The 11316-nt window shown below is 36.4% G+C and carries 12 protein-coding genes; 11 read left to right on the top strand and 1 reads right to left on the bottom strand.

The annotated features are described in order from the left end of the window. The 11 genes from priA to spoVM all read left to right on the top strand — a co-directional run. The coding region (gene priA / locus HU235_RS03905) for a primosomal protein N' (RefSeq protein ID WP_174879386.1) at window positions 1-1660 on the top strand (1660 nt) is incomplete at its 5' end. Window positions 1661-1691: 31 nt separating this feature from the next. Then, window positions 1692-2174, top strand: coding sequence for a peptide deformylase (gene def, locus HU235_RS03900; protein ID WP_095298770.1), 483 nt, complete (start codon window positions 1692-1694; stop codon window positions 2172-2174). A gap of 5 nt (window positions 2175-2179) precedes the next feature. Next, window positions 2180-3133 (top strand): methionyl-tRNA formyltransferase, encoded by a 954-nt coding sequence (gene fmt / locus HU235_RS03895; RefSeq protein WP_145580905.1) that lies wholly within the window; start codon window positions 2180-2182, stop codon window positions 3131-3133. Further along, the gene (gene rsmB / locus HU235_RS03890) at window positions 3108-4463 is read left to right on the top strand and encodes a 16S rRNA (cytosine(967)-C(5))-methyltransferase RsmB (protein WP_174879385.1); all 1356 of its coding nucleotides are present in this window, start codon (window positions 3108-3110) and stop codon (window positions 4461-4463) included. Before fmt ends, rsmB begins: the two co-directional genes overlap by 26 nt. Before the next feature lie 2 nt (window positions 4464-4465). Then, window positions 4466-5557: a dual-specificity RNA methyltransferase RlmN gene (rlmN, locus tag HU235_RS03885; RefSeq protein WP_095298766.1), complete on the top strand. Its 1092-nt coding sequence runs from the start codon at window positions 4466-4468 to the stop codon at window positions 5555-5557. Window positions 5558-5562: 5 nt separating this feature from the next. Further along, window positions 5563-6321: a Stp1/IreP family PP2C-type Ser/Thr phosphatase gene (locus tag HU235_RS03880; RefSeq protein ID WP_174879387.1), complete on the top strand. Its 759-nt coding sequence runs from the start codon at window positions 5563-5565 to the stop codon at window positions 6319-6321. Beyond that, window positions 6315-8309 carry a Stk1 family PASTA domain-containing Ser/Thr kinase gene (gene pknB / locus HU235_RS03875; RefSeq protein ID WP_174879384.1) on the top strand — a complete coding sequence of 665 codons (1995 nt, stop codon included), beginning with the start codon at window positions 6315-6317 and terminating at the stop codon, window positions 8307-8309. The genes HU235_RS03880 and pknB overlap by 7 nt, the downstream gene beginning before the upstream one ends. A 63-nt stretch (window positions 8310-8372) precedes the next feature. Next, the gene (rsgA, locus tag HU235_RS03870; RefSeq protein ID WP_145580908.1) at window positions 8373-9257 is read left to right on the top strand and encodes a ribosome small subunit-dependent GTPase A; all 885 of its coding nucleotides are present in this window, start codon (window positions 8373-8375) and stop codon (window positions 9255-9257) included. A gap of 2 nt (window positions 9258-9259) precedes the next feature. Continuing rightward, window positions 9260-9916, top strand: a complete 657-nt coding sequence (rpe, locus tag HU235_RS03865; RefSeq protein WP_095298756.1) for a ribulose-phosphate 3-epimerase — start codon at window positions 9260-9262, stop codon at window positions 9914-9916. 120 nt (window positions 9917-10036) lie between these two features. Next, entirely contained in the window at window positions 10037-10681 is a 645-nt protein-coding gene (locus HU235_RS03860; protein ID WP_145580910.1) for a thiamine diphosphokinase, read from the top strand. Window positions 10682-10908: 227 nt separating this feature from the next. Continuing rightward, window positions 10909-10989 (top strand): stage V sporulation protein SpoVM, encoded by an 81-nt coding sequence (gene spoVM / locus HU235_RS03855; protein ID WP_003328987.1) that lies wholly within the window; start codon window positions 10909-10911, stop codon window positions 10987-10989. A gap of 88 nt (window positions 10990-11077) precedes the next feature. Here spoVM and rpmB read toward each other — a convergent pair whose 3' ends face one another. Further along, on the bottom strand, window positions 11078-11266 hold the full coding sequence (gene rpmB, locus HU235_RS03850) for a 50S ribosomal protein L28 (protein WP_095298752.1): 189 nt from the start codon (window positions 11264-11266) through the stop codon (window positions 11078-11080). Window positions 11267-11316 lie beyond the last annotated feature (50 nt).

Genomic DNA, 11316 nt, shown 5'->3' with positions numbered 1-11316 from the left:
TCCTTATGAGGATCGACATTTTGAAAAAACATTGCCATTAGCTTTGAACAAGGAACAGAAGGATGCGATTGATCCGATTATTCATTCAATAAAAGAAAATCATCATGATGTTTTTCTTATGTATGGAGTGACAGGAAGTGGGAAAACAGAAGTATATCTTCAGTCAATTGAAGAAGTATTAAAGGTGGGAAAGGAAGCCATTGTCCTCGTCCCGGAAATTTCACTTACCCCGCAAATGGTCCATCGTTTTAAAGGTCGCTTTGGTTCAAAAGTGGCTGTCCTCCATAGTGGATTATCTACAGGTGAAAAATATGATGAATGGCGAAAAATTCATCGGAAAGAAGTTCAACTCGTTGTTGGTGCACGATCGGCAATCTTTGCACCATTTGAAAACTTAGGTATGGTTATTATTGATGAAGAGCATGAATCAAGCTATAAGCAGGAGGAAAACCCTAGGTATCATGCAAGAGATGTCGCAATTTACCGTGCAAAATTGCATAATTGTCCTGTTGTTTTAGGCAGTGCTACACCTACATTGGAATCATTTGCCCGATCCAAGAAAGGTGTCTATAAGCTTCTTACATTGAAAGAGCGAGTAAATAAAAGAGAAATGCCAAAAGTTGAAATTATTGATATGAGAGAGGAATTAAGAAGCGGAAACCGTTCGATGTTTTCTCGGTCATTACTTGATAAATTAACAGACAGATTGCAAAAAGGTGAGCAATCCGTTTTGCTTTTAAATAAAAGAGGGTATTCATCGTTTGTCATGTGTCGTGATTGTGGCTATGTTAATGGCTGTCCGCATTGTGATATCTCCTTAACCTATCACCGCCGTGGTCAACAATTAAAGTGTCATTATTGTGGCTATGAAGAAGTGATGCCTAGTAGATGTCCTGAATGTAATAGTGAGCATATTCGATTTTTCGGAACCGGGACTCAGAAGGTTGAAGAAGAGCTTGTTAAAGTATTACCCGAAGCAAGAGTGATTAGAATGGATGTGGATACGACCGGTAAAAAGGGTGCGCATGAAAAATTATTAACTAAATTCGGGCAAAAACAAGCAGATATTTTGTTAGGAACGCAAATGATTGCTAAGGGATTAGATTTTCCAGATGTCACATTAGTTGGTGTACTTACGGCAGATACAATGCTTAATTTACCGGATTTCCGGGCATCAGAGAAAACGTTTCAGCTTCTTACTCAAGTAAGCGGTAGAGCTGGTAGACATGAGCTCCCAGGTGAAGTAGTCATTCAAACATACACACCAGAGCATTATAGTATTGAGCTAGCGAGTCAATATGACTATGATGCGTTTTATTTACAAGAGATGCACTTGAGGAAAAGCCATGATTATCCACCCTATTTTTATATCGTGCTTCTTACAATCTCGCATCCTGATATCACAAAGGTTATTTCAGTTACAGAAGAAATCGCCATTTTTTTACGAAGAAATTTAGGGAATGAAACGAGAATCCTTGGTCCTGTCGCTTCGCCGATCCCGCGTATCAAAGATAGATATCGATACCAATGCATGGTAAAATACAAACGAGAAAAAAACCTGCATGAAACACTTCAAAAAATATTAGAGCATTATCAACAAGAAATGAGTTCAAATGATTTAATGATTTCAATAGATTTAAGTCCTAATACATTAATGTAAATGTGAAAAATGATAGTTTGGAGGAATACGTTTGACTGTTAAACCAATTGTAATGTATCCAGCAGAAGTATTAGAACAGCCATGTGAAAAGGTGACAGTCTTTGATCGGAAATTAGCAAAGCTGCTAGGTGATATGTACGATACGATGATTGAGTATGATGGTGTTGGACTAGCTGCACCACAAATAGGGATATCAAAGCAAATTGCTATTGTAGATATAGATGATCACCATGGAACGATTGAATTAATCAATCCGACAATCATCGATTCAAGAGGGAAACAAACTGACCCTGAAGGATGCTTAAGTTTTCCAGGAATTTTTGGTGAAGTGACTAGAGCGAACTATGTAAAGGTTCGGACGTTCAATCGTAAAGGAAAAGTGAAATTTATCGAAGCAGAAGGCTTTCTTGCAAGAGCAATTCAACATGAAATCGACCATTTAAATGGAGTATTATTTACCTCTAAAGTAGAGAAATACATCGAGGAAGATGAGTTAGAACAATCGGAAGGATGAATGTAATGACAAAAATCGTGTTTATGGGAACTCCGGATTTTTCCGTACCTATTTTAAAAAATCTTGTCGCTGAAGGCTATAATATAGTAGGGGTTGTAACCCAACCAGATCGCCCTAAAGGTCGAAAAAAAACGTTAACACCACCACCTGTAAAAGTCGAGGCAGAAAAGCATGGTCTAAAAGTGCTGCAGCCTGAGAAAATCCGCAATGAAGTAGAAGAAGTTCTAGCATTAAATCCGGATCTTATCGTAACAGCTGCTTTTGGACAAATTTTACCAAAGGAATTGTTAGAAGCTCCGAAATATGGCTGTATAAATGTCCATGCATCCCTTTTACCTGAATTAAGAGGAGGAGCACCAATTCATTATTCTATCCTCCAAGGGAAAGATAAAACAGGTATTACGATCATGTATATGGCAGAAAAGCTAGATGCAGGTGATATTCTTACCCAAGTGGAGGTTGAGATTACAGAAAGAGACACAGTTGGTAGTCTCCATGATAAATTAAGTGTTGCAGGTGTTAAGCTTCTTTCAGAGACTTTACCAATGCTTTTAGAAGGAAAAATAACTCCGCAAAAGCAGGATGAAAGCAAAGCAACCTTTGCATCAAATATTAAAAGAGATCAAGAAAAAGTAGATTGGTCAAAAACTGGTGAGGAAATTTACAATCAAATTAGAGGGCTTAATCCGTGGCCAGGAGCTTTCACTAATTTAAACAACTCACTATTGAAATTGTGGTGGGGAGAGAAAGTACAAGTAAATCATCAGGAAGTCCCTGGTACAGTCATAAAAGTTGAAGAGGATGGTTTCGTTGTCGCAACAGGAAACAATGTTGCAATCAAAATAATCGAGCTTCAGCCTTCTGGGAAAAAGAAAATGAATGGAGAAGATTTCTTAAGAGGGACAACTATATCCGTAGGAGATATTTTAGGCGATGAAACAGAAAAACCAACTAAATAGTGTAAGAGATGTAGCAGTTGAAATATTACTTCAAATAGAAAAGAATCAAGCGTATAGTAACTTGTTATTAAACACGATGATTAAAAAGCATAAAGTAAATGAAAAAGATATCGGGCTTCTTACTGAAATCGTTTATGGTACGATACAACGACGAGATACTCTTGATTATTTTTTAGCTAACTATATAAAAAAAGCAAAAAAGCTTGAACTTTGGGTGAAAATTCTCCTTAGAGTTTCACTTTACCAAATGGTCTATCTTGACAGAGTACCTGATCGTGCAGTACTTTACGAGGCTGTTGAAATCGCTAAAAAACGAGGGCATAAAGGGATCGCCTCTTTAGTTAATGGGGTTTTACGTTCGATTCAACGAGAAGGCTTACCGGATCTAAATGAAATTACTAATGAAAATGAACGATTGGCGATAAGAACAAGCCATCCTTTATGGTTAGTAGATAAATGGGTGAAGCAATTTGGTTTTTCCGAGACGGAAAAAATGTGTGAAGCGAATTTAATTCCTCCATCACAAACGGCACGAGTAAATCAAATGAAGGTAGGAGTCAATGATTTAATTGAACAATTAAACGCAAACGATATTCCTGTAGAACGTGGTGACTTATCTGAAGATGCTATTAAAGGCTTAAAAGGAAATCTTGCGTTAACTGAAGCCTTTACAGAAGGAAACTTGACAATCCAGGATGAAAGCTCGATGCTTGTTGCAAGAGCGTTAAATCCTCAACCTGGTGAATTGATTTTAGATGCTTGTGCAGCACCAGGAGGAAAATCTACCCATATTGCTGAAAGAATGCAAGGAAGTGGAATCGTCCACTCATTGGATTTACATGAGCATAAGGTTAAGCTTATTAAACAACAAGCTGATCGACTTGGCCTTAACAATATTCAAGCTGAAGCGTTAGATAGTAGGAAAGCTAGGGAAAGATTTCAGCCTGAAAGCTTTGATCGGATATTAGTTGATGCACCATGTTCTGGTTTCGGTGTACTTCGGAGAAAGCCTGATATTAAATATATGAAAACTAGTGAGGATATCGAAAGGCTTGCCAAATTGCAGTTGGAAATTTTACAAGAAGTTGCCCCTTTATTAAAAAAGGGTGGTGTGTTAGTTTATAGTACATGTACGATAGATAAGGAAGAAAATTCAGATGTTGTTGAAGCATTTTTAGCAAATCATCAAGAATTTAGTCGTGTTGAATCTGTTAACGCGTATTTACCTGAAAAAATTCGTCCATATATAAATAAAGGTGAGGTTCAAATCCTTCCACATTATTTTGGCACCGATGGGTTTTATATCGCAAGTTTACGAAAGAAGGGTTAATAATGGAACAAATGAAAAAAGCAAGGGCGAAAAAGGCAGAAATAAATAGTAAACCATCCATATATTCATTGGAGCTGCATGAATTAGAGGCGTGGTTGACAGAAAATGGTGAAAAATCATTTAGAGCTAATCAAATTTTTGATTGGCTTTACACAAAACGTGTTTCAAGCTTTGACGATATGTCAAATTTATCGAAAAATTTAAGAGAGCTATTAAATGAAAAATTCACTTTAACAACGTTGAATACATTAATTCAACAAACATCTAAAGATGGAACAATTAAATTTTTATTTGAGCTTCATGATGGATATTCAATTGAAACGGTTTTAATGAGACACGATTATGGTAATTCTGTATGTGTAACGACTCAAGTAGGTTGTCGAATTGGCTGTACATTTTGTGCATCTACTTTAGGAGGATTAAAACGTAATTTAGAAGCAGGAGAAATCGTTGCTCAGGTCGTAAAAGTACAACAGGCACTTGATGAATTAGGAGAACGAGTTAGTCATATCGTCATCATGGGGATCGGTGAACCATTTGATAATTATGATGAAATGATGTCATTTCTAAAGATTGTCAACCATGATAAAGGTCTAAACATCGGTGCTCGCCATATTACTGTTTCAACTAGTGGTATTATTCCAAAGATTTATAAATTTGCGGATGAACAATTACAAATTAACTTTGCGATTTCGTTACATGCACCAAATACTGAATTACGTTCAAAACTAATGCCGATAAATAGAGCGTATAAGTTGCCTGACCTAATGGAAGCTGTCAAATATTATGTAAATAAAACAGGTCGACGTATAAGCTTTGAATATGGACTATTTGGTGGCGAAAATGATCAGGTTGAGCATGCTGAGGAATTAGCTAAATTGGTTAAAGGGATCAAATGTCATATTAATTTAATTCCGGTTAACTATGTTCCTGAAAGAAATTATGTACGGACTCCAAAGGAACAAATTAAGTTATTTGAAGATACGTTAAAAAAACATGGTGTTAATGTTACAACTAGAAGAGAGCAAGGCCATGATATTGATGCAGCATGTGGACAACTTCGAGCTAAGGAGCGCAAAGAGGAGACGAGGTGACCAAGGTGGAAACTTTTTATTTGTCAGATAGGGGAAAAGTAAGACAACATAATGAAGATGCTGTTGGTGTATTTAAGAGTGATGCAGGTATTTTAGCCATTGTCGCAGATGGTATGGGAGGGCATTTGGCTGGTGATATCGCTAGTCAAATGACCATTTCTACATTTAAAGGCTTATGGGAGCAAGTTGAACGTATTGAAAGCCCTAATGCTGCGGAAGAGTGGCTTACAAAATCTGTAGATGAAGTGAATAAAGCGGTGTATGAACATTCATTAACTAATCCAGATTGTCAAGGAATGGGAACAACGATAGTTGGAGCCGTTGTGACTAACGATTTTGTTACAATTGGACATATCGGTGATAGTCGTTGTTATCTATTAAACAAGACTGGATTTAAACAAATTACACAAGATCACTCATTAGTTAATGAATTAGTAAAGTCGGGACAAATAACGAGAGAGGATGCAGAACATCATCCCCGTAAAAATGTCTTACTCCGTGCGTTAGGTACCGAACAATCAGTTGAATTAGACCTTTCAACAATTGATTTTGAACAAGATGATATCCTTCTTATTTGCTCTGATGGTTTATCTAATAAAGTAAATGATCAAGAATTACAATCTGAACTTTCAAACGCTCTTACCCTTCCTGAAATTGGGAATAACCTTGTGAACATGGCTAATGAAAATGGTGGGGAAGATAATATTTCATTAGTGCTAGTGAAAATGACGGCAAATCATGAATTAGGTGAAGAGCCTTGTTAATTGGTAAACGTATTAGTGGTCGTTATAAAATTCTAGAAGTAATAGGCGGGGGGGGAATGGCAAATGTCTATCTAGCCCGTGATATGATTCTAGAAAGAGAAGTTGCGATGAAAGTTCTTCGTTTTGATTTTTCCAATGATGATGAATTTATTAAAAGATTTAGACGAGAAGCCCAATCAACAACAAGCTTAGCACATCCTAATATTGTAAGCATTTATGATGTGGGTGAGGAAGATGGAATCTATTATATCGTCATGGAATATGTTGAGGGGCAAACCTTAAAGCAATACATACAACAATTTTCACCGGTTAATCCAAGAAGAGCTGTTCATATCATGACGCAAATTGTTTCGGCAATTCAACACGCACATGATAATCATATTATTCATCGTGATATTAAGCCACACAATATTCTTATCGATCACGAGGGAAATGTAAAAGTTACAGATTTCGGAATTGCAACAGCGCTTAGCTCTACTACGATTACACAAACAAACTCTGTTTTAGGCTCTGTCCACTATTTGTCACCAGAACAGGCAAGAGGTGGGCTGGCAAATAAAAAATCAGACATTTATTCAATAGGTATCGTTCTCTTTGAACTATTAACAGGACGTTTGCCATTTGATGGTGAATCGGCCATTTCGATCGCATTGAAACATTTACAGTCTGCTACTCCTTCTGCTAGACGCTGGAATCCAGATGTTCCACAAAGCTTAGAAAATGTCATTTTGAAGGCAACTGCTAAGGATCCTTTCCATCGTTACCATTCAGCAGAGGAAATGGAAAAAGATTTAGAGACTGTCTTTGATGTTAATAGGTTGTCCGAAGAAAGATTTACTATACCTGATGATGACGAAGCGACAAAAGCAATACCAATTATTACGAAAGAAAATCTTCATGAGCATAAAATTGACGATACAATCATCCATTCACCAGTAGGTAACCAAGAGGATGAACAAAATCAAGAAAAAATAAATTCTAAAAAGAAAAAAGCAAAAAAAGATAAACCAAAAAAGAAAAAGAGTAAGCTAGCTATTTTTATCATTACAACTTTTCTAGTATTGATAGCTGCAGGTGTTGCAGCATTGACGATTGTTCCTTCACTGCTGTTACCAAAAGATATCGAAGTTCCAGATGTTTCAGGGAAAACATATGAAGAAGCAGTTGAAATTTTAACTGAGAAAAAATTTGAAATCGGTGATCCTGTGCTAATGACTGATGAAGAAATCGAAGAGGGGGATGTTATTAAAACAGACCCAGCAGCATCAGTCGTAACAAAAGAAGGAGCAACGATTATCATTTATAAAAGTACTGGAAAGGAAAAAATCGTACTTGATGATTATGTAGGAAGAAATATCGACAGAGTGAGATCAATTTTAGAGCTAAAGGGATTAAAAATTGATGTGAAAGAAGAGTCGAGTGAAACCGAATCAGCAGGGACGATCCTAACGCAGTCTCCTGAGGTTGGAGATGAAATTATCCCTTCAGAAGATACGCTGTACTTAACAGTTAGCTCTGGGCCAAAGCTAGTAAAAATAGAAGAATTAGCAGGGAAAAGTAAGGAAGAAGTAGCAGAATATGCTGGAACACATGGTTTTCAACTAAGTGAGTCTGAGGAATATTCAGAAGACGTTGAAAAAGGTCACGTTATATCCCAGCTACCTAAAGCTGGGAGCGAGGTAATACCTAAAGAAACAACGTTACAACTGGTTTATTCACTTGGACCAGAAGAAAAGCCTTTAAAAAAGGTAACGAAAACGGTTGATATTCCATATAATCCTCAAGAAGAAGGACAGGAGCTAGAGGTCATTATTAATATAGGTGATGCAGAGCATTCATTCGGCGAGCCTTACGATACCTTTAAAATAACCGGTCCAGAGGTGCGAAATTTAGAGTTTACAATTGAGCCTGGTGGAGAGGCTATTTATCAGATAATAATAGATAACAAAGTAGTCAAATCAGAGGGTATCCAATATCCAGAGGATTAATAAAGCTTTTAGCTAGGGCAATAGATAACGATATGAGATGAAAAAGCTGGAAGGAGGTTATTCATGCCACAAGGGAAAATTGTAAAGGCTCTTAGTGGTTTTTACTACGTGCAAGATGGGGAGAGAGTCATCCAATGCAGAGGCAGAGGAGTTTTTCGAAAAAATAAAATTACCCCACTAGTTGGTGATGAAGTAGAGTATCAAGCAGAAAACGATAAGGAAGGATATATTTTAGATGTATATAATCGGAAAAATGAGCTAGTTAGGCCGCCTATAAGTAATGTCGATCAAGCAATCCTTGTTTTTTCTGCGGTGGAGCCTGATTTTAGTTCGGTTCTTCTTGATCGTTTTCTCGTATTAATTGAAGCGAACGATATTGAGCCGATTATCGTCATTAGTAAAACCGATTTAATCGCTTCAAGTGAGGTTCAAAAAAGCGTTGAGGATTATGCGAAGGATTATCAGAATATTGGGTATCAAGTATTGTTAACATCGACAATTGAGGGCAATTCTTTAGATGATCTTCATCCTTTATTAGATGAAAAAATATCCGTTTTCGCTGGGCAATCTGGTGTTGGGAAGTCATCATTATTAAATGTTTTGCGCCCAGATTTAGGCTTGAAAACAAATGATATATCTACTCATCTTGGCCGTGGAAAACATACAACAAGACATGTGGAATTAATTTCAATAGGAACAGGCTATGTTGCAGATACACCAGGGTTTAGCTCATTAGATTTCACGGGAATTGAAGTTGAGGACTTAACATATTGCTTTCCAGAAATGAAAGAACGAAGCAATAGCTGTAAGTTCCGTGGTTGTACTCATGTCAAGGAACCGAAATGTGCCATAAAAGCTGCCGTTGAAAGTGGAGAAATACCGAAATACCGCTATGATCATTACTTAACTTTTGTAGAGGAAATAAAAGATAGAAAGCCGAGGTACTAATTATGATTAAAATTGCACCATCTATTTTATCTGCAGACTTCTCAAAGCTAGGAGAGGAGATCAAGGATGTAGAAAAGGGCGGAGCTGATTATATCCATATCGATGTAATGGATGGTCACTTTGTACCTAACATTACAATTGGTCCGCTCATTGTCGATGCCATTCGTCCAATTACAAGCTTACCATTGGATGTTCATTTAATGATTGAACAGCCTGATCAATTTATTGAAGAGTTTGTTCGCGCTGGAGCAGATATTATTACCGTCCATGTTGAAGCGTGTAAACATCTTCATCGGACAATCCAATTAATTAAATCGAAAGGAATAAAGGCAGGGGTTGTTTTAAATCCCCATACACCAATTGAGTCAATTATCCACATCCTTGAAGATGTTGATATGGTTTTACTAATGACAGTAAATCCAGGCTTTGGTGGTCAAGCATTTATCCCACAAGTATTACCAAAAATTCGTCAATTATCAAAGATTATTAAAGAAAAGCAATTATCAATTGAAATAGAAGTAGACGGCGGGGTTAACGAAGAAACCGCAAAACAATGTGTTGATGCAGGTGCAACAGTTTTAGTGGCAGGCTCTGCTATATACAACAAATCTGATCGACATCAGGCTATTCAACATTTAAAGCAAGCTGTTCTTTCATAAGCATAATAAGTTCTGACATAATTTTATGTCAGACTTTTTGCTATTCATACATAATTCAATAGTTGGCTTGTAAACAATCATTATTAAGATAATAATATAAATAAAAATTTGGAGAGTACTATGAAGACAATAGCCTTAGTTGCTGGGGGACCAAAAGAAAATCTTCCATATTTAAATAATTTCAATCATCAAGATGTGACTTGGGTTGGGATCGATAAAGGAACCATTTACGTGAAAGAATGTGGCTTACCACTAGCCTATGCTTTTGGTGATTTTGACTCCATTTCTGAGAATGAAAAATTCAGTTTAACAGAAGAACAACAAAATATATCCATTTATCCTCCTGAAAAAGATAAAACAGATACTGAGCTTGCATTGGAATGGGCATTAACTCAAAAACCGAAATTGATTCAATTATTCGGTGCAACAGGCGGAAGACTAGATCATCTACTTGCTAATATTCATCTATTATTAATGGGATTGTCTACTGACACGAAAATTGAATTAATAGATTGCCAAAATCAAATCACCCTCTATAGACCTGGTACATATACAATAATGAAGCACAAGGATTGGAAATATATTTCCTTTATCCCCGTAAGTCAGGAAGTAAAAGGAATCACATTAATAGGCTTTAAATATCCGTTAAATAATTGTCATATCACGATGGGTTCTACATTATGTATAAGTAACGAACTCATTTGTGAACAAGGTACTTTTTCTTTTCTAGAAGGCATATTATTAATGGTAAGAAGTCGAGATTAATCCTTGTGGATCCAAAGGAATAGGTTCAAACGTCATTTTTCTTTTATATGATGAATATAATGCTATAGAACTGATAACATTTATTGTCTAAAAAATGATGATTTAGCTATTCACATTTTATTCGATTGTCATATTGTAATTACGTAATGTAAATAAGAAATTGGCGTCTTAAGAACCTTTGAACAAGCTAAAAAGCATGTTTAATGATTTGGTTGAGGAGGGAAACAATGAAATTTTATACGATTAAGCTACCGAAGTTTTTAGGGGGAATTGTTCGAGCTATGCTCGGTTCGTTTAAAAAGGATTAAGAAAAAAAGCACCGTAGCTTCGGTGCTTTTTTTCTTAGCTAATTCTCATATGAAAAATTAGCTAGGATGTAAAAAAGTGAGCGTATAATTAAACTCTCTCAACTTTACCTGATCTTAATGCTCGAGCAGATACATATACTTTTTTAGGTTTACCGTTTACTAAGATGCGAACTTTTTGAAGGTTTGCGCCCCAAGTACGTTTATTAGCGTTCATTGCGTGTGAACGAGCATTACCTGAGCGAGTTTTTCTACCAGTAATAACGCATTTACGTGCCATGTTATTCCCTCCTTACTACAAAAAAACCTATTCATTATACAATTATCATG

Origin of the sequence: Metabacillus niabensis, from assembly GCF_902829255.1 — a bacterium.
In the GTDB taxonomy this organism is placed as follows: Bacteria; Bacillota; Bacilli; order Bacillales; family Bacillaceae; genus Metabacillus; species Metabacillus niabensis.
This window is presented reverse-complemented; position numbering and strand designations above follow the sequence as displayed.

Coding starts and splice junctions, on each gene's coding strand:
- rpmB (WP_095298752.1), bottom strand. CDS start 11,266: ATGGCACGTAAATGCGTTATTACTGGTAGAAAAACTCGCTCAGGTAAT.
- spoVM (WP_003328987.1), top strand. CDS start 10,909: ATGAAATTTTATACGATTAAGCTACCGAAGTTTTTAGGGGGAATTGTT.
- rsgA (WP_145580908.1), top strand. CDS start 8,373: ATGCCACAAGGGAAAATTGTAAAGGCTCTTAGTGGTTTTTACTACGTG.
- rsmB (WP_174879385.1), top strand. CDS start 3,108: ATGAAACAGAAAAACCAACTAAATAGTGTAAGAGATGTAGCAGTTGAA.
- HU235_RS03860 (WP_145580910.1), top strand. CDS start 10,037: ATGAAGACAATAGCCTTAGTTGCTGGGGGACCAAAAGAAAATCTTCCA.
- fmt (WP_145580905.1), top strand. CDS start 2,180: ATGACAAAAATCGTGTTTATGGGAACTCCGGATTTTTCCGTACCTATT.
- rpe (WP_095298756.1), top strand. CDS start 9,260: ATGATTAAAATTGCACCATCTATTTTATCTGCAGACTTCTCAAAGCTA.
- rlmN (WP_095298766.1), top strand. CDS start 4,466: ATGGAACAAATGAAAAAAGCAAGGGCGAAAAAGGCAGAAATAAATAGT.